Origin of the sequence: Cohnella rhizosphaerae (genome assembly GCF_029525575.1) — a bacterium.
In the GTDB taxonomy this organism is placed as follows: domain Bacteria; phylum Bacillota; class Bacilli; order Paenibacillales; family Paenibacillaceae; genus Cohnella; species Cohnella rhizosphaerae.
The window spans coordinates 2,493,109-2,509,545 of record NZ_JAPDIA010000003.1 but is presented as its reverse complement, the minus strand read 5'-3'; the positions used below and the strand labels follow the sequence as shown (position 1 = coordinate 2,509,545).

The window sequence follows — 16,437 nt, the reverse complement described above, 5'->3', positions numbered from 1 at the left end:
ATAAAGGTAGTCTATACTCTAGGGCGAACCCGGCTCGTCGCTTGCGCCTGCATCGGATCGTCGGGCCAGTAATGCTTCGGATAGCGCCCTTTCAAATCTTTGCGAACCTCAAAATAAGTCTCCCGCCAGAAGTTGGCCAAATCGCGCGTGACCTGAACCGGACGCTGAGCAGGCGACAGCAGATGCAGCGTGAGGGAAACCCGTCCTCCCGCGATCCGCGGAGAGGCGGGCCATCCGAACAGCTCCTGCAGCCTCGCGTGCAACGCGGGCGCTGCGGGATCGCCGTAATCGACAGGCAAGCGGGAACCGCTCGGAACGGCGACATGCGTCGGCGCTTCGTCCTCCAGCCTTCGCCGCTGTTCCCAGGACAGCAGTGCGGACAAAGCATCCCCCCAGGTTCAGCCGCTGCAGGTCTCCTCGCGTCCGCATGCCCTGGACGAATGGTCCGAGCCAAGCATCGAGCCCCTCCAGCAGCGCGGCGTCGGACAGGTCCGGCCAGCCTTCGGGATCGTGAAGCCCTACGAATCGCGCGCGCTCCAGCCATTGGCGAGACGTCTTGGACCACGGCAGCAGGTCGAGTCCTTCGAGACGAATCCCGTCCAGCAGCGCCTCGGTCACGGCTGCCCGGATCCGGGTCGGGGAGCGGCCCTTCGCGCAGCGTCAACGCGCCGAGATAGATCGTCCGCCGCGCCCGAACGGCGCCTGCCCCCGTGTCCCAGGCGATCGTCCGGCGCTCGGCGATGCGATCGCCGAAATGCCGTTCGAGATCGTCTGCCCGCAGCGGCGCGGCCAGACGAATACGCCCTTCGGTCCCCTGGTCGTCGAGCTCCGCCGCGACGATCCAGGGCTCGCCGGCGAGCGGCTGTCCTTCGGGCACGTAAGCGCCCCTTCCCCCCCGACAGCGTGAACCTGCCTCCCCCCGCGGAGCTTGCCGATCCGATCGGGGTAGGCGAACGCAAGCAGCAGGCCGCAATCGTAGGCGGTCTGCTGCGCAGACCGGCGCATCGCACCCGCGGCCGGACCGCTTCCTTGAACAACGCCGGCCGTCGCAACCGTGCCCGCAGATGAAACCGCGCGCGAAGAATCGCCGCCGCCTGCGGTCTTAAGCTGCGCTTCGAACTGGCGCGCCTCCGCCAGCAGGCGATCCCTTCGGCCCGCCTCGATGCGGCCGTCGTTCGCCGCCAGCGCGGCAAGTCTCAGCGACAGGTCCGCGTCGCCGCCCTGCATCGGATCGCGGTCGCCTAGCAGCGCGGCGACCCGGCAGGCATCGGCCGCGAGGCCGAGCGGCTGCGCCCGCAGCATCATATGCGCGAGCCGCGGGTGCGCGCCGAAGCGGGCCATGGCCGAGCCGTGCGGCGTCGGGGCGCCGTCGGCGCCGATGGCGCCCAGCGCGGCCAGCAGCTCCCGCGCCTGCGTGTAGGCCGCGGCCGGCGGCGCGTCCAGCCAATCCAGCTCCGCCGGATCGGATACGCCCCACACGGCCAGCTCGAGTGCCAGCGGCGCGAGATCCGCTTCCCGGATCTCGGGCGTCCCGGCCGGCGCCAATTGCCGATGCTCTTCCTCCGTCCACAGCCGGTAGCAGACGCCCGGCGCCACGCGGCCCGCGCGCCCGCGGCGCTGATCGGCCGAAGACGCTGGAATGCGAGCCGTCTCGAGACGCGACATGCCGGTTCGCGGCGAAAAGCGTGGCGCTCGCATCAGCCCCCCCGTCGACCACGATTCGCACGCCCTCGACCGTCAAGCTCGATTCGGCCACAGGCGTCGCGAGCACGACCTTGCGTCGGCCGTTCGCGGCCGGCGCGAGCGCGCGGTCCTGCTCTCCCGGCGGCATGCTGCCGTGGAGCGCCGCGATCTCCACTCCTTGCGCGCCCGCGCTGCCAAGCAGCGCCGACAGAGACGCGGCCGTTCGCCGGATCTCCGCATAGCCCGGCAGAAAGACGAGCGCGTCGCCATCGTGCCGCGCAAGCGCACGCGCCGTCGTCTCCGCGGCCAAGCGCTCGACCGGCGCGTCGGACCGGCGATCGAGATAGACGGTCTCGACCGGATACATGATGCCCGCGCTCTCGATGACGGGCGCCCCGCCGAGCAGTTCTGCCACCGGTCCAGGCTCGAGCGTGGCGGACATGACGAGCAAGCGCAGATCGTCGCGGAACAAGCTTTTCGCCTGCAGGCAGAGCGCAAGCCCGAGATCGCCGTTCAAATTTCGCTCGTGAAACTCGTCGAATATAACGAGTCCTACATCCGCGAGCGAAGGGTCCTGCTGCAGCATCCGCGTGAGCACGCCCTCGGTCACCACCTCTACGGCCGTCTTCGGCCCCGCCTTCGTATCCATCCGGACGCGGTAACCTACGCGCTCCCCCCGCCCGCTCGCCAAGTCCCGCCGCCATGTACTCGGCCGCGCTCCGTGCGGCGATGCGACGGGGCTCCAGCATGACGATCTTGCGCCCCGCGAGCCACGGCTCCTTCATTAAGGCGATCGGCACCCGCGTCGTTTTGCCCGCGCCGGGCGCGGCGACCAGTACGGCGCCTCCGCGGTCCCGCAGCGCCGCCTTAATGTCCGGGATCGTCCGATCCACCGGCATCAACGACATGCGAACGCCTCCTTTTCCACGTCTGTGTAACCAACAGTATAGCATGTCCGCCCACCGCAGCAGGAGCCGCATTTCGCCGGCGCAAGGCTTGCCGCAGACCGTCGCCGTTTTCCTCATTTTCCCATAAGCGCAACTTCCCTTGTCCGAGTTCCGTCTAAAAGGTATCACGTCTCGAAAGGGGGAGATCGCCATGAAACTCCGAATCACGACCGCCGCACTGCTTCTATCCGTGTCGTTAGCCGCCGCCGGCTGTACGAATCACGATAAAAATGCCGAATCGACTTCCTCCGCTTCTCCGTCGCCCGAAGCCACGCAGACAGCCTCGGGATCCGCTTCCGCATCGGCGCCCGCCTCCGGCTCGCCCCAGGAGACCGAAGCCGCGCCTTCGGCATCCCCCTCCGCCTCCGCCCCGGCATCCAGCCCTGACGGCGAAGCTGCCGACGCCCCTGGTTTTCTGATCAGCCTGCCTTCGGGCAGCGAGTTCAAGCCGTTTATGCAAATCAGCGAACAAAGCGCCAAGAAGGTCGAGGCGGTGCTGAAAAGCGCGGAATGGGAAAAGAAGGAGAGCGTCGCCATGTCGACTTCGCCTTCGTACAAGCTGTCGGCGCTAGCTGGCGACAAGGAGACGGACGTTTATTATGTCTGGACCGCCGATGCCGACGCTTACGAACTCGTGAAGGAAAAAGGCAGCGGCTATGTCAAGCTGTCCAAAAAAGACAGCGCAGCGCTCGCGAAGCTGTTGCCCGCTTCTTAAGCCACGGCGCGGCTCCGCAACGGACCGGTTGGCCCAAAGGGCCGGCTCGGTCCGTTTTGCTTTGGGAATAAGCGCCATAAGCGGTACAATAGAAGAAATCGGAAGGAGGAATCGATATGCGCACGATCGTCAGCCTGTTCGGATTCGATCCCGAGCAGGAGCGGCGAATTCAAGCCGCGGCGCCAGGCTGCAACGTCATATTCGGCAAACCGGCCGAGCTCGACCCCGGACTGCTCGCGGAAGCTGAGGTGCTGTGCGGGTGGTGGAAGGCCGCTTGGGAAAAGAAAGCCGAGTTCCCCGGCCAGCTGAAATGGATTCAAACAGGCTCCGCAGGCGTCGACAATCTGCCCCTTAGCGAGCTCGAGACGCGCGGCGTCGTGCTGACGACCGCGAGCGGCGTACATCCGGTGCCGATGACGGAGACGGTATTCGCGATGTTGCTCGCCTTCACCCGCAAGCTGCATCATGCCGTCCGCCATCAGACGGAGCGCAAATGGGCGCGCTCGGAAGGCTACGGCGAGCTCCGCGGGCTTACGCTTGCGGTCATCGGCGCGGGCGAGATCGGCACCGAGGTCGCGCGCATCGCGCAGGCGTTCGGCATGCGTACATTGGGCGTAAGGCGCAGCGGGCAGCCCGCCTCGCACGTAGACGTCATGCATACGCCGGAGCGGCTGGACGACGTGCTGGCCCAGAGCGACGTCGTCGTGAACGTGCTGCCGCATACCGCCGAGACCGTTCGTCTATTCGATGCGGGGCGATTCGCCTCGATGAAGCCGTCCGCCCTTTTCATCAATATCGGCCGAGGCTCGGCAGTCGATACGGAAGCCTTGACCGAGGCGCTGCGCGGCGGGGCGATCGCCGGCGCCGGACTGGACGTCTGCGAACCGGAGCCGCTGCCCGCGGACCATCCGCTATGGGCGATGGACAATGTCATCCTCACGCCGCATATCGGCGGCGCGACCGAACGCTACAAAGCGCGCATGACGGATTTATTCGTGGAAAATCTGCAAGCCTATCTAAGGACCGGAACGCCTGCGAAAAATATCGTGGATTACGAGAAACGCTACTGACGCCTCTTCGATCGCAAAAACGCACGTCTCTCCGCGATAGGCGGAGGGCGGGCGTTTTCTGATTACCGTTAAAGCCCGAAACACTCAGAAAGTGCGCGCCTGAGGCGCTTCACCTGCTCGGCGGCATTTATTCGGGTTTGACGCCTTCCGCCGCCAGCATATACATATTGATCGAGATCGCTTCCTCGGCCGTCCATCGTCTGTACTCGGATTCCGCCAGTGCCCACGCTTCCGGGGTGCCATACCCGTCCCTTGCCATCTGGGGCCCCCCTGCTGGCCGCCGTATCCGCCCAAATGGAAGCTCTTGCCTCAAAGTCCGCCTGCCTTCGGTGCATCTCCTCATGCTGCGGGAAAACGCGGACGTACCGCAAGCCGACTGCTTCCATCAAAGCGGACAGCCGCTCCGCCACCGCGTTGTCCAGGCCCTTGTCCGCGCGCCATTTCAAATAAGCCGCGTAAAACTTCTTCATGCTGTCCGGCGGCTCCGGACGCCATTCGATCCTGTCATGGTTGTAGTCTGCAACCAGCACGGTGCCGCCCGGCCGCGCCGCGCCTGCCAAACTCGCCATCGCAAGTCCCGGGTCCGACAGCCAGACGAGCAGCCGTGACGCCGCTACGATGTCGAACCGGCGATCCGTCGCCAGGCTATAAACGTCCGCCACGTCAAAGCTTAAACCAAGCGTGCCTTCGTGTCTCGCCCGTGCCTCCGCGATCAGCGCAGCGTTGCTGTCGACGCCGACGACCCAACCCTGCGGACCGACGGCATCCGCGATGCCCCTTGTGATGGCGCCCGTTCCGCAGCCGACGTCCAGCACTCGAAGGCCCGGGCGTAATCGTTGCGCGAGACGCGGGAAGGAATCCGCGAGCGTGCGCGCGTTCAATGTATTTTTCAATTTGCCGTTCAATTCGGTTTTGCGGCCGATTTCCGTTTTTTTTCTTATCCATGAAGATGCCGCCCTTCGTACGTCGCTTTGATTGCAGCGATGCAACGACAGCTTATCAAAAACAGTCTATTGATAGAAATACATAAAATGAATCGAACTTATAGACCCGTACTATAAATAGACAAGAAAATTATTTTCAAATATAATAGGTATATCAAGTAATATATTTTCCTCATGAACAGGGAGGCAGGATCGCATGGGGATTTTGCAAGCGATCGAGGATCGGCTGGACACGCTGCATCCGAAGGAACGAGAGCTGGCGGAGAAAATACTCGGACAGCCGCAGGAAGCGGTCGGCCTGACGATCTCCAAGCTCGCCGAATGGACCGGCGCCAGCTCGGCCACCGTGTCCCGCTTCTGTCGCACGATGCAGTTCCAGAGCTTCGCGGACTTCAGGATGAAGCTGGCTGCCGAACTCGCGAGCCTGCCCGCTGCCGGACAGTACCAGGATATCGTCGCCGGCAATCCGTTGGCGGACATCGTGTCGGCCATTACGGCAAACCATGTCCGGTCGCTGAACGACACGACCAACCTGCTCGACCTGCAGCAAGCTGCGCGCGGCGATCTCGGCGCTTCACGGCGCCGGACGGATCGATTTGTACGGCGTTGCGACATCGGGACTCGTCGCGGAAGACTTTTTCCACAAGCTGATCCGGATCGGCAAGGCAGCTGCGGTCTTTTCCGATCATCATATGCAGCTGACCTCCGCAGCCTCGCTGACCGAGCGCGACGTCGCCGTCGGCATCTCGTACTCGGGCGAAACGCTCGAGATCATCGACGCGCTGCGCTATGCCGCGGAGCGGGGCGCCACCACCATCTCCATCACACGCTTCGGGCAATCAACGCTGTCCTCGCACGCTTCGATTCGCCTTTTCACCTCTTCATCCGAAGCGGGCATGCGGCGCGGCGACATGGCTTCCCGGATCGCGCAGCTTCATGTGGTAGACGTGCTCTTCACGGGTCTCGTGAGCGAGCATTTTGACGAGTATGTGCCGAGGCTGGAGCGATCGTTCCAGACCGTGCGCCAATATACAGGTAAAAGGGAGAGAAATCCGTCATGAATGTGCTGGTATTTGACGACAACGAAAAGCTGAACGAAGCAGGCGCGAACATCATCGTAAGCCTGGTGCAGACGAATCCGCGGGCCGTGCTGGGCCTCGCCACCGGCGGTACGCCGGTAGGCATTTATGAGCAAGTCGTCCGGATGTACAAGCAAGGACTCGTGAGCTTCCGCAACGCGACCAGCTACAATCTTGACGAATATGTCGGCCTGCCGGAGGATCATCCCGAGAGCTACCATACCTATATGCGTCGGCACCTGTTCGACCATATCGATCTGCCGGCTGACAGCGCGCATTTGCCCAACGGCAACGCGACCGATCCGGATGCGGAATGCGCCGCCTACGACGAGATGATCGAGCGCTCGGGGCAGATCGACCTTCAACTGCTCGGAATCGGTCATAACGGCCATATCGGCTTCAACGAGCCGGACACCGATCTCGTGCGCGGCACGCACGTCGTGACGCTGGCGGAGGAGACGCGCAAGGCGAACGCGCGGTACTTCGACGCCATCGACGACGTACCGAAGCAGGCGATCACGATGGGCATCGGCAGCATCCTCAAGGCGAAGACCATTCTGCTCGTCGTTCGCGGCGCGGACAAGGCGGAGATCGCCAAGCGGGCGCTGACCGGCCCGATCACGACGGACGTGCCGGCTTCGCTGCTGCAGACGCACCCGCGTCTGACGGTGCTGCTCGACCGCGCCGCCGCGAGGCATCTGTCATGAGCGGCCCCGCAAGACAGGCCGGCAACGCCTGGTCCGGCGGGACGCTGATCGCGAATGCCCGCATCGTCACGCCCGGCGGCGTCCTGGACGGCGGCTGGATCTGGCTGCGGAACGCGGAGATCGCGGCCATCGGCGGGCCATCGGATCCGCTGCCGTCCGCAGCGGCAAGCGCCGAGCGAATCGACGGCGACGGGGGCTGGGCGCTCCCCGGCTTCGTCGACGTTCATGTGCACGGCGGCGCCGGGCATGACTTCATGGATGCCGACGAGTCGCTGGCCGGTATCGAGGCGATCGCGCGGTTCCATGCAAAGCACGGCACAACCGGCATGCTGGCGACCTCGCTCACCGCCTCGCGCGAGGAGCTGACGGCCATGATCGACCGGGCGAGCCGGTACATGGCGGGCGATATGCCGTTCGCGCAGGTGCTCGGCGTGCATCTCGAAGGCCCGTTCGTCAGCCTCAAGTGGAAAGGCGCGCAAAATCCGGACTATATCGGCCCCCCGCAGCTCGATTGGCTGGACGAATGGGCCGCGCGTTATCCCGGCGTCCTTAAGCTTCAGACGCTGGCGCCCGAGCTCCCCGGCGCGCTCGACTATATCGAACGGCTGGCCTCGCACGGCATCGTGCCTGCGGCCGGACATACCGACGCGACTTACGAGCAGATCGTCGCCGCCGCGGACCGCGGCCTGCGGCACGCGGTTCATACGTTTAACGCGATGACGCCGCTTCACCACCGCAATCCGGGCACCGTCGGCGCGGTGCTAACGGATGACCGGATCAGCGCCGAGGTCATCGCGGACGGTCATCACGTCCACCACGCCGCGATCAAGGTGCTCTCCCGTTCCAAGGGCAACGGGAAGGTCATCCTCGTCACCGACGCGATGGCCGCGGCAGGCATGCCGGACGGCGAGGGCTACGAGCTCGGCGGCCTGCCCGTCGTCCTGACGTGCGGCGTCGCCCGCCTGAAGGATGGCGGCAACCTCGCGGGCAGCACGCTCACGATGATCGGCGCCTTCCGCCATATGGTGCGGGAGGTCGGCATCGACATTCCGGCCGCCAGCGCCATGGCCAGCGGCAATCCCGCCCGTCAGCTCGGGCTGGACGGCGTCACCGGCTCGCTCGAAGCGCGCAAGCGCGCGGACGTGCTTCTGCTGAACGAAGCGCTCGAGCTGCGCGCCGTATGGGCACGCGGCCGACTGCAAGAATAAATTTAATTTGGGTTGCCCCGATTTTCGCTAAAGCGAAGTCGGGGTTTGCTTTGTTAATAAAAGAGCCCCTTCCCTTCCTCTGAAATCCGATAATAACGATGACGCTGTCTATCCGACGCAACAGCCTCCAGCAGACCTCTCGATTGCAGTGACCGCAAGTTTTTGCGCGTCGAACTCGGACATAGACCCAAGCATTCGCGCGCCGAAGCAAAGCTGAACGCTTCTTGGCTATGCAGCGCCAATCGTAATAACTCTCTTTCGTTCACCTCCAGCTTTTCCAGCTTGTTCTCGCCAGCCGCCACTTTCCATTCGCCTATGATTTCATATAATGAGCGGCGACACGCTTCGGGCTTCTTCTCGATCTCATCGCGACTGAAAGGGACATAAATAAGACGCCTTGCTGCGAACGATCGCAGCCTGCTCTGTTCAAAATCGTGCCGCTCCCTCGTCATTTTCTCTACATGCGGAACGTATCCTTCGCATTCGAGCACCAAACGAAGCAAGCTGTAAAAGATATCCGCGTAAAGCTTAATCCCGGATTGAGACAAAAATTCATGTTCCAGCGCAAAGCCTTCCAGCGTCTTAAATACCGGTAGCGCAACGTTCTTCAGCAGGATTCGCGTGCCATAAAGGTCTCTCTCCAGCATCTCGCGGCGCATGCCTCTCGCTTCCTGCCGTTGCATCTCAATAAAACGATCGACTGCATGCTTTCTGTCCATGACCGCCCTCCATTATTGTGTTGGTCTTTTTTTTGGCCTGGAACGCAAAAACGCCGCCCGCTCCAAAGGAGGCGAACGGCGTGTGCTTCACGCGTTTATAAACTTATTCTATAAGAGCCGCTCGGAGATGTCGAGCTTTAAAAGAGAATTTGCCGCTGTAGAGTAACTTTTTTGCCCCTACAGCACCTTTTGGAGCGTCCCGCGAGCCTGCAGCGTAACTTTTTGCCTTTACAGCACCTTTTGGACGGTCCCGCGAGCCTGTAGAGTAACTTTTTGCCCTTACAGCACCTTTTGGACGGTCCCGCGAGCCTGCAGAGTAACTTTTTGCCCTTACAGCACCTTTTGGAACGTCCCGCGAGCCTGCAGAGTAACTTTTTGCCTTTACAGCACCTTTTGGAGCGTCCCGCGAGCCTGTAGAGTAACTTTTTGCCTTTACAGCACCTTTTGGACGGTCCCGCGGGCCTGTAGAGTAACTTTTTGCCCTTGCAGCACCTTTCGGACGGTCCCGCGAGCCTGCAGCGTAACTTTGGCCTTCACGATTCGACCTCTACGAATTGTCCAGTCAGCTAGGTCTTCCCGCAGTCCCTGCGCCCTCTCGCGCCTCCGTCCGTCTAATCCCATAGCTCTCGACCCGGCGGCCGATCCACCAGGTAGCGGCGACGAATAGCAGCGCATACAGCGCCTGCTCCGGATGTCGGAGGAACTGGGCCGGGTCGTGCCCGATAAAGGAGATGACGAACACCATGACCGCCTTGCCGAGCATGATGGCGACCAGGAACGAGCGGAACCGCATGCGGGCAAGCGCCGCGGCGATGTTGATGACGACGAAGGGTCCGACCGGGAAAAGGCTGAGCAAAAACACGTAGCTGAAGGCGTTGCGGCGCACCCAGCGCATGCCCTTGCTCACCCGCGGGCGCTCCGCCCACCGTTGCCAATAAGGACGGTCGGCGATCTTGCGGATGATGGCGAACGTGACGAGACAGCCCAGCACGATGCCGATCCAGGAATAGAGGAACCCCCCACCAAAGCCCGTACACCGCCGCGTTCACGCCAACGATGAGGATCGTGGGCAACGGCGGAACGAATGACTTCATGAAGGTGAGCAAGATGCCAGGCAAAGGGCCGTAAGCGCGGTATTGGTCAAGCCAATCCAGCAGCGTGCGTTCGTCTATGTGTCGCAATTCGTTCAGGAAGTCCATGTCGCGTCCCGCCTTCAGGTCCATCGGTCATTTCGTCAACGACAGCATAACCGATATCGCCGCGGAAATCCATGACTTCGGCATGTCCTTCCCCCGCCGCGCCTCGCGCTAGATGGCGTAAGGCACGACGGCGTCCGCTAACCGCAACCGCCTTTACATCGCCTTCTTCCCATTGCCGCCCCTAACCGCAGCCGCCCTTCCATCGCCGTCTTCCCATTGCCGTCTCTAGCCTCGCCGACTTCAGATCGCCGGCATCACGTTGCCGCCGCTCACCGGCACGTAAGCGCCGGTAATGAAGCTCGCGAGGTCCGAGGCCAGGAACGCGACGACGTTGGCGATCTCCTGGTCCGTGCCGCGCCGCTTCAAAGGAACGGTGCTCTCGTAAGATTCGCTGCGCTCCGTGCCGGCTTCGCGGTCGCGCTCGCTGATCGTCCAGCCCGGCGCGACCTGGTTGACGGTGATCTGATGCTCGCCGACCTCTTTGGCCAGGACGCGGTACACGCCGTCCATGCCGCGCTTGCCGGCGACATAAGCGGATTGCGTCGGAAAGTTCTGCATCGCGCACTCGGTGTTGATGCCGACCAGCCGGCCGCCGCCCTTCGCGATCATGTCCGGCACGAACGCTTTGGCCAGATGCACGCTCTGCAGCACGCAGGACTCGAACTGGCCGACGTAGTCTTCGACCGCCTGCTCCAGCACGCTTGTCCATTGATACTGGATGACCGCGTTCGCGACGACGATGTCGACGGCGCCGAGACCGGCTTTTACCGTCTCCTTCATGGCCAGCACTTCGTCCAGCTTGGTCACGTCCGCCTGCACGGTCAGCGCGCGCACGCCCGTCGCTTCAAGCTCGGCCTTGAGCTCCTCCGCCTTCGCGGCGTTGCCCCGATAATGGATGGCGACGTTGGCCCCGCATGCGGCCAGCGTCCGCGCCATCACGCGGCCCAGTTGACCGGATGCGCCGGTGATAAGCGCGGTTTTGCCCGACAAATTAATTTGCATGGCCATGTCCCTCCTCGACATGATCATCTCTGACGAAATCGATCTCCAGGAAACGCGCGACTTCGGTCTCCCACCGCTCGGCGACGAACGCAACATGAGCGGGATGCGCATTATAGCTGTCGTAATCGGCCTGCGACGCGAACGTCATCGAGAAGCCGTATGTATAATCGTTTTTAGGACTGACCTGCTTCAATACCTCGAAGTTTCGCACGGCCGGAATGGAGGTAAGTATACGCCAACCGTCCTTCAGGAATCGATCCGCCTCCGCAGACCCCTTCTCATGCTTCAGATCGAAAATGACCTGATGACGGATCGCCGAATCATTTGGCTTGGTCACCGATATCCCCCTTTTCGTTATTCGCCTTTAGCAATATACAACAACCTTTATTATAACAAAAATTGAATTTATCGAAACATCTCGCCAGTCATTCGAAATCCGCAACCGATCCGGTCTTCAAATCGTCAAATAATGTGGAATTTCTTTCTTTACTCTTAGGGCGAATGCCCTAAAATAGAAAGGGTTGCCTTCATTTTTTAATTTTAAATCAAGCGGAGGACTCAAATGAACACGCCTGAAAAAAAACGCGCTTGGGTGCGCAAAACGTTAAAGTACGCGGGGATCGTCGTCGGCGCCCTCGTCGTCATCGTCGGCAGCTATGCGGGATACCTGGTATATAAAGCGAACCACGCCATCAACCTCATGGCCGGCAACGAGCCCGCTCCTTCTCCCTCCCCCGTCCGCCTCGGCGTCCGGCGCAGCCGGCGAGCGGCAGGAGGATGCGGACTATGCGAGCGACAGCACGCTGATCAAGAAGCCCGTCACCTTCCTTTTGGCCGGCATCGACCGCAGAGAAGGCAGCGGCGGCACGCTCAACACCGACGTTCTGATGCTCGGCAGCCTGAATCCGCAGACCAATTCGGCCAGCCTGATCTCCCTCCCCCCGCGACCTTCAGCTTAAGCCGGAGGACCTAGGCTCCCACAAGGCCAATTACTACTACGCCTATTTCTACAACAAAGACAAAGATACGGCGATGGAGAACACGAAGGAATTTTACGGCGACCTGTTCGACTTCCCCATCGACTATATGATCATGATCAACTTCGACGGCCTGCGCAAGCTGGTGGACGCTGTCGGCGGCGTCGACGTCGACGTCGATATGGATATGCGCTACGTGGACAACGCCGACGGCACGAACATCGATCTGAAAAAAGGCTATCAGCATCTCGACGGCGCCAAGGCGCTCGACTTCGTTCGTTACCGCAAGTCGAACCGCGGCACCGGCGAATCCTCGGATATCGCCCGCAACGCCCGCCAGCAGCAGGTGCTGAGCCAGCTCACCGAGAAGCTCGCTTCGTTCCAGGGCATGCTCCAGTGGGGCAAAGTGCTCGACCTGCTCGGCAAAAACGTGCAGACCGACATTCCCGAATCGATCCTGCGAGATTACATTTACAACGTGAAGGAAATGAAGCCGGATAAGCTGAACGTGCTGCCGCTCGAAAGCCGTTGGGAGAGCCCTTATATCATCGTCAAGGAAGACGATCTCGAGCGAGCGCTCGATGCCCTGCGCGCAGAGGCAGGCATTCACGAGCCAAGCGACCTGAAGCTGGCCGACGTCGTCGGTCTCGATCCGTCCCCGGATCCGGACGACGCCAGATAACCTCCCCGCCTCGCGGCCAGATCAACGACCGAACCACACCATCACCAGCACCGCGTTCAGCACGAGCAGGGCAGGAATGCCCGCCGTGAAGGAGCGGTGCTTTGTTTTGTGGCGGAAAAAGCGCATGCCGAGCAGCATCCCAAGCGCGCCGCCGATCGTCGCGATCAGGAACAGCCGCTTCTCCGGCACGCGCCGTTCCTTGTGCATCGCCTTCGTCTTGTCGTAACCCATGACGATAAAGGAGATCAGGTTGACTGCCAGCAAGTAATAAAAAACGAGCATGTATGCACCTCCCGGTCGGCTATTCTCGCAGCGCGTCCCGCAAGCGGGTCGACATCGATCCTGCGGCCGCCGCGGCCGAAGCTTTGCGGGCGCGGGCCAGATCGTCCTTCAGCCTGGCGTTGTCCGCGCGAAGCGCATCCAGCTCCGCCTCCGCGGGATCGGCGCCGAACGGCTCGCCGTTCGCGTAATAGTCGGCCGGCCGATAGCTGCGGAAGGCGACCTCCGCTTCCCACACGCCGCTGCCGCGAATATGCCTGTCCAGGCAGCGGGCGACCGCGTCGCGGATCTCCCGTCCGCGCTCGAACCAGGCGACCTCGACAAAAGGGTAAGACGGCGCGACCCGGCCTCCGGCTACGCAGGTCGTATGGACGACCTCCAGCATGAGATCGCCCGGCTCGCAGCCGATGATCGCCGACAGTTCGTTCTCCAGCGATTCGCCGAAGGCCTGAACCAGTTCGACGGTCAAGCCTCTAAAGTATAAATGGGGCATAATGAAGCAGCTCTCCTCGCTCTATCTTTCTCTCTATTATAGTCCGTAACGCGCAGAGAGAGCGAGTCCGCACGTCCATGCGCTCCCCCGGCCTATTGCCCGGCACGGTAGGATGCGATACAATCGAGTTCAATCCCGACTGATGGAGGTGTTCCCGAATGGGAATGTCAGGTTCAAAAAAAGCGAGGCGCAAAGCCGTGCGCGAAGGCAAGCTGAATCCCGAAGCGCTGCGGAGCGAGTGGGTCCGCAAGCCGTATACCCAAGTCCAACCGAATAAGAAGGCCGATCAGCGCCGCTCCTTCTGCCGCATGCCGGGCACAAGCGAGGGCGCTGATCCCTTTTTTTACCGCCGCTTCCCGCGAGGCTTGTGGATTCTCGGCGCGGACAGCTTCCGCCCGCCGGCCAGCCTGATCCAGGTCTCGTACCGCGCGCCTTCCTCCTGCAATTCGATCACTCTTGCCCCCCCGTTTGAACCCCAGTCTGCCATAAGTATGATACCCCGTCGATCGCCCGTAAGTCAGCCGAATGCCGTGCAGCGTCCCTTCAAAATCGTTGATATGATCGTGTCCGCAAAACGTGCCGAGCACTCCGCCCGCTTCGACCAGCGCCGCGAACAGGCCCGAATTAAGCTTGGGGCACGAAATATCCTCGAACCGGCGTCCGTCGCACCGGCGCGTTCGCCAGACCTCCTTGTACTCGGGCAGCGGAATGTGAAAAAAGACGAGCGAGGGCAGCGGCGGAGCGCCCTTAGCGGGTAACGCGGAGGCTTTTTCCCTGAACCAGTCGATCTGACTCTCGCGAATCCAATCGTAGCCTGGAATCCGCTCAAGCTCGGAATAGCTGCCGGAGTCCAAAAAAATAGAGCGCGTGACGCTTCTCGCCGTTCGGCCCGCCGATCGTAAGCGCATAGTTGCCGACACCGTGCACCGCTTCGGGCCCGGCGCTCGCCAGGCATCCCCGCTGCCGGGTCAGCGTCTCCATCAGCCGGCCGCGCGAGACGTCGCCTTCGCTGTCGTGATTGCCGAAAACGGCCGCCCACGGCGTCCCGCTCTCCGCCACGGCCGCCACGGCTTGCGCGACGGACGCGTACGGATCCCGGCAGCCGAGACTGAAGACGATGTCGCCGGTAAAGACGACCAGGTCCGGCTTTTCTTCGCTTAACGCCCGTTCCATCAGCCGCCGCGTCCGCAGATCCTCCGCCTCGCCGTTCTGCCAGTGCAAATCGGTGAATTGCACGATTTTAAACGTTCCGTCTTTGCGGAACCGAAGCTTGCTCTCCATTTGCGGACCGCCTTCCGTTCGCCGATCGCACGGCCTACCCATATATATTCCCCCGCGTAACGGAAAACGACCTCCGCGGCCCGGTCGGCCGCAGAGATCGTCTCTCATCCGTAATCGCTATAAGCTATCGCTAAAATTACTGTTGGCTCGCTTCGATCGCCTGGCCGAGATCCGCCAGAATATCGACGATCGATTCGGTGCCGATCGACAGGCGGATCAGGTTCGGACTGACGCCGCTCGCGTTTTGCTGCTCTTCGGAAAGCTGCTGGTGCGTCGTGCTGGCCGGGTGGATGATCAGCGACTTGGAGTCGCCGACGTTCGCCAGGTGAGACAGCAGCTTGACGCTCGAGATCACCTTTTTGCCCGCTTCGACGCCGCCCTTGATGCCGAACGTCAGGATCGCGCCCTGGCCTTTGGGCAGGTACTTCTTGGCGAGCTCGTACGATTCGTGGCTTGGCAGGCCGGTGTAGCTGACCCACTCCACATGCGGGTGATTCTCCAGATAGCGCGCTACCTCAAGCGCATTCGAGCTGTGGCGCTCCATGCGCAGGTGCAGCGTCTCGAGGCCTTGCAGCAGCAGGAACGAGTTAAACGGCGAGATCGCGGCGCCCATGTCCCGCATCAGCTGCACGCGCGCCTTGATGATGTAGGCGATCGGCCCGACCGCCTCGCTGTAGACGACGCCGTGATAGCTCGGGTCCGGCGTCGTGAGTCCGGGGAACTTGCCGCTGGCCGCCCAATCGAACTTGCCGCCGTCGACGATGACGCCGCCGATCGAGGTGCCGTGGCCGCCGATGAACTTCGTGGCCGAATGTACGACGATATCCGCGCCCCACTCGATCGGACGCAGCAGGTACGGGCTCGGGAACGTATTGTCCACGATCAGCGGAATGCCGTTCTCGTGCGCGATCTTCGCGACCGCTTCGATGTCGAGCACGTCGCCCTTGGGGTTGCCGATCGTCTCGGCGTACAGCGCCTTCGTCTTGTCCGTGATGGCCGCGCGGAAGTTCTCGGGATCGGACGCATCGACGAACTTGACGTTGACGCCCAGCTTGGGCAGCGTCGTGGAGAAAAGATTATACGTGCCGCCGTACAACGTCGAGGACGATACGACTTCGTCGCCTACGCCGGCGATGTTCAAGATCGAATAGGTGATCGCCGCCTGGCCGGAAGCCGTCGCAAGCGCGGCTGCGCCGCCTTCGAGCGCCGCGATGCGGTTTTCGAACACGTCCGAGGTCGGATTCATGAGCCGCGTGTAGATGTTGCCGAATTCCTTAAGCGCGAACAGGTTCGCTGCATGCTCCGCGTCGCGGAAGCCGTAGGACGAGGTTTGATAGATCGGCACGGCCCGCGATAGCGTCGTCGGATCGATCTGTTGGCCGGCATGGACCGCCAGCGTTTCGGGTTGATATTGATGCTCGGACATGAGTAAGGTCAGCTCCTCGGAAACTT

Annotated in this window: 16 protein-coding genes and 4 pseudogenes; 7 read left to right on the top strand and 13 right to left on the bottom strand. The window is 62.1% G+C overall.

Features of this window, described 5'->3' with window-relative positions:
* Nucleotides 1-11 precede the first annotated feature (11 nt).
* The 3 genes and pseudogenes from OMP40_RS41860 to OMP40_RS41850 all read right to left on the bottom strand — a co-directional run bounded on the left by OMP40_RS41860 (nt 12) and on the right by OMP40_RS41850 (nt 2,050).
* Entirely contained in the window at nt 12-383 is a 372-nt protein-coding gene (locus OMP40_RS41860; RefSeq protein WP_420871944.1) for an ATP-dependent helicase C-terminal domain-containing protein, read from the bottom strand.
* A gap of 305 nt (nt 384-688) precedes the next feature.
* A pseudogene (locus tag OMP40_RS41855) lies at nt 689-877 on the bottom strand (hypothetical protein); the annotation flags it as partial.
* 225 nt (nt 878-1,102) lie between these two features.
* Nucleotides 1,103-2,050 carry a helicase-related protein gene (locus OMP40_RS41850; RefSeq protein ID WP_420871986.1) on the bottom strand — a complete coding sequence of 316 codons (948 nt, stop codon included), beginning with the start codon at nt 2,048-2,050 and terminating at the stop codon, nt 1,103-1,105.
* Nucleotides 2,051-2,781: 731 nt separating this feature from the next.
* Between OMP40_RS41850 and OMP40_RS16735 the strand changes: the two genes are divergently transcribed.
* On the top strand, nt 2,782-3,345 hold the full coding sequence (locus OMP40_RS16735) for a hypothetical protein (RefSeq protein ID WP_277532887.1): 564 nt from the start codon (nt 2,782-2,784) through the stop codon (nt 3,343-3,345).
* Nucleotides 3,346-3,461: 116 nt separating this feature from the next.
* A complete protein-coding gene (locus OMP40_RS16730) occupies nt 3,462-4,415 on the top strand; it encodes a D-2-hydroxyacid dehydrogenase (protein WP_277532885.1) in 954 nt (317 codons plus the stop codon).
* Between the two features lie 68 nt (nt 4,416-4,483).
* Here the strand turns inward: OMP40_RS16730 and OMP40_RS16725 are convergent, their stop codons facing one another.
* The gene (locus tag OMP40_RS16725) at nt 4,484-5,320 is read right to left on the bottom strand and encodes a methyltransferase domain-containing protein (RefSeq protein WP_277532883.1); all 837 of its coding nucleotides are present in this window, start codon (nt 5,318-5,320) and stop codon (nt 4,484-4,486) included.
* 235 nt (nt 5,321-5,555) lie between these two features.
* On the opposite strand from OMP40_RS16725, the pseudogene OMP40_RS16720 reads away from it, so the two are divergent.
* The 3 genes and pseudogenes from OMP40_RS16720 to nagA all read left to right on the top strand — a co-directional run bounded on the left by OMP40_RS16720 (nt 5,556) and on the right by nagA (nt 8,353).
* Nucleotides 5,556-6,420, top strand: a pseudogene (locus OMP40_RS16720) (MurR/RpiR family transcriptional regulator).
* The gene (gene nagB / locus OMP40_RS16715; protein ID WP_277532881.1) at nt 6,417-7,145 is read left to right on the top strand and encodes a glucosamine-6-phosphate deaminase; all 729 of its coding nucleotides are present in this window, start codon (nt 6,417-6,419) and stop codon (nt 7,143-7,145) included. The pseudogene OMP40_RS16720 and the gene nagB overlap by 4 nt, the downstream one beginning before the upstream one ends.
* Nucleotides 7,142-8,353, top strand: coding sequence for an N-acetylglucosamine-6-phosphate deacetylase (nagA, locus tag OMP40_RS16710; RefSeq protein ID WP_277532879.1), 1,212 nt, complete (start codon nt 7,142-7,144; stop codon nt 8,351-8,353). Before nagB ends, nagA begins: the two co-directional genes overlap by 4 nt.
* 53 nt (nt 8,354-8,406) lie before the next feature.
* Here the strand turns inward: nagA and OMP40_RS16705 are convergent, their stop codons facing one another.
* The 4 genes and pseudogenes from OMP40_RS16705 to OMP40_RS16690 all read right to left on the bottom strand — a co-directional run bounded on the left by OMP40_RS16705 (nt 8,407) and on the right by OMP40_RS16690 (nt 11,610).
* Nucleotides 8,407-9,072 carry a hypothetical protein gene (locus OMP40_RS16705; protein ID WP_277532876.1) on the bottom strand — a complete coding sequence of 222 codons (666 nt, stop codon included), beginning with the start codon at nt 9,070-9,072 and terminating at the stop codon, nt 8,407-8,409.
* Between the two features lie 562 nt (nt 9,073-9,634).
* A pseudogene (locus OMP40_RS16700) lies at nt 9,635-10,271 on the bottom strand (TVP38/TMEM64 family protein).
* A 240-nt stretch (nt 10,272-10,511) separates the two neighbouring features.
* Nucleotides 10,512-11,273: an SDR family NAD(P)-dependent oxidoreductase gene (locus tag OMP40_RS16695; RefSeq protein ID WP_277532874.1), complete on the bottom strand. Its 762-nt coding sequence runs from the start codon at nt 11,271-11,273 to the stop codon at nt 10,512-10,514.
* The gene (locus OMP40_RS16690; protein ID WP_277532873.1) at nt 11,263-11,610 is read right to left on the bottom strand and encodes a Dabb family protein; all 348 of its coding nucleotides are present in this window, start codon (nt 11,608-11,610) and stop codon (nt 11,263-11,265) included. Before OMP40_RS16690 ends, OMP40_RS16695 begins: the two co-directional genes overlap by 11 nt.
* Nucleotides 11,611-11,929: 319 nt before the next feature.
* On the opposite strand from OMP40_RS16690, the gene OMP40_RS16685 reads away from it, so the two are divergent.
* Together OMP40_RS16685 and OMP40_RS16680 are read left to right on the top strand one after the other, a co-directional pair.
* Nucleotides 11,930-12,232 (top strand): hypothetical protein, encoded by a 303-nt coding sequence (locus OMP40_RS16685; protein WP_277532871.1) that lies wholly within the window; start codon nt 11,930-11,932, stop codon nt 12,230-12,232.
* A gap of 40 nt (nt 12,233-12,272) precedes the next feature.
* A pseudogene (locus tag OMP40_RS16680) lies at nt 12,273-12,932 on the top strand (LCP family protein); the annotation flags it as partial.
* Between the two features lie 21 nt (nt 12,933-12,953).
* Here the strand turns inward: OMP40_RS16680 and OMP40_RS16675 are convergent.
* The 5 genes from OMP40_RS16675 to OMP40_RS16660 form a co-directional block, all read right to left on the bottom strand.
* Nucleotides 12,954-13,214, bottom strand: coding sequence for a DUF1294 domain-containing protein (locus tag OMP40_RS16675; RefSeq protein ID WP_277532870.1), 261 nt, complete (start codon nt 13,212-13,214; stop codon nt 12,954-12,956).
* 19 nt (nt 13,215-13,233) lie between these two features.
* Nucleotides 13,234-13,704, bottom strand: a complete 471-nt coding sequence (locus OMP40_RS16670; RefSeq protein ID WP_277532868.1) for a DUF1904 family protein — start codon at nt 13,702-13,704, stop codon at nt 13,234-13,236.
* Between the two features lie 173 nt (nt 13,705-13,877).
* Entirely contained in the window at nt 13,878-14,558 is a 681-nt protein-coding gene (locus tag OMP40_RS40195) for a metallophosphoesterase family protein (protein ID WP_338131140.1), read from the bottom strand.
* Nucleotides 14,530-14,985, bottom strand: a complete 456-nt coding sequence (locus OMP40_RS40190) for a metallophosphoesterase (RefSeq protein ID WP_338131139.1) — start codon at nt 14,983-14,985, stop codon at nt 14,530-14,532. The genes OMP40_RS40195 and OMP40_RS40190 overlap by 29 nt, the downstream gene beginning before the upstream one ends.
* Nucleotides 14,986-15,121: 136 nt before the next feature.
* Nucleotides 15,122-16,411 (bottom strand): homocysteine synthase, encoded by a 1,290-nt coding sequence (locus OMP40_RS16660; protein ID WP_277532867.1) that lies wholly within the window; start codon nt 16,409-16,411, stop codon nt 15,122-15,124.
* Nucleotides 16,412-16,437: the final 26 nt, after the last annotated feature.

What these genes read in the sequence shown, in the direction of transcription:
- OMP40_RS16705 (WP_277532876.1), bottom strand. Translation starts at nt 9,072, where the DNA reads ATGGACAGAAAGCATGCAGTCGATCGTTTTATTGAGATGCAACGGCAG.
- OMP40_RS16730 (WP_277532885.1), top strand. Translation starts at nt 3,462, where the DNA reads ATGCGCACGATCGTCAGCCTGTTCGGATTCGATCCCGAGCAGGAGCGG.
- OMP40_RS16685 (WP_277532871.1), top strand. Translation starts at nt 11,930, where the DNA reads ATGCGGGATACCTGGTATATAAAGCGAACCACGCCATCAACCTCATGG.
- OMP40_RS16670 (WP_277532868.1), bottom strand. Translation starts at nt 13,704, where the DNA reads ATGCCCCATTTATACTTTAGAGGCTTGACCGTCGAACTGGTTCAGGCC.
- OMP40_RS16675 (WP_277532870.1), bottom strand. Translation starts at nt 13,214, where the DNA reads ATGCTCGTTTTTTATTACTTGCTGGCAGTCAACCTGATCTCCTTTATC.
- OMP40_RS16695 (WP_277532874.1), bottom strand. Translation starts at nt 11,273, where the DNA reads ATGCAAATTAATTTGTCGGGCAAAACCGCGCTTATCACCGGCGCATCC.
- nagB (WP_277532881.1), top strand. Translation starts at nt 6,417, where the DNA reads ATGAATGTGCTGGTATTTGACGACAACGAAAAGCTGAACGAAGCAGGC.
- OMP40_RS41850 (WP_420871986.1), bottom strand. Translation starts at nt 2,050, where the DNA reads ATGTATCCGGTCGAGACCGTCTATCTCGATCGCCGGTCCGACGCGCCG.
- nagA (WP_277532879.1), top strand. Translation starts at nt 7,142, where the DNA reads ATGAGCGGCCCCGCAAGACAGGCCGGCAACGCCTGGTCCGGCGGGACG.
- OMP40_RS16735 (WP_277532887.1), top strand. Translation starts at nt 2,782, where the DNA reads ATGAAACTCCGAATCACGACCGCCGCACTGCTTCTATCCGTGTCGTTA.
- OMP40_RS40190 (WP_338131139.1), bottom strand. Translation starts at nt 14,985, where the DNA reads ATGGAGAGCAAGCTTCGGTTCCGCAAAGACGGAACGTTTAAAATCGTG.
- OMP40_RS16660 (WP_277532867.1), bottom strand. Translation starts at nt 16,411, where the DNA reads ATGTCCGAGCATCAATATCAACCCGAAACGCTGGCGGTCCATGCCGGC.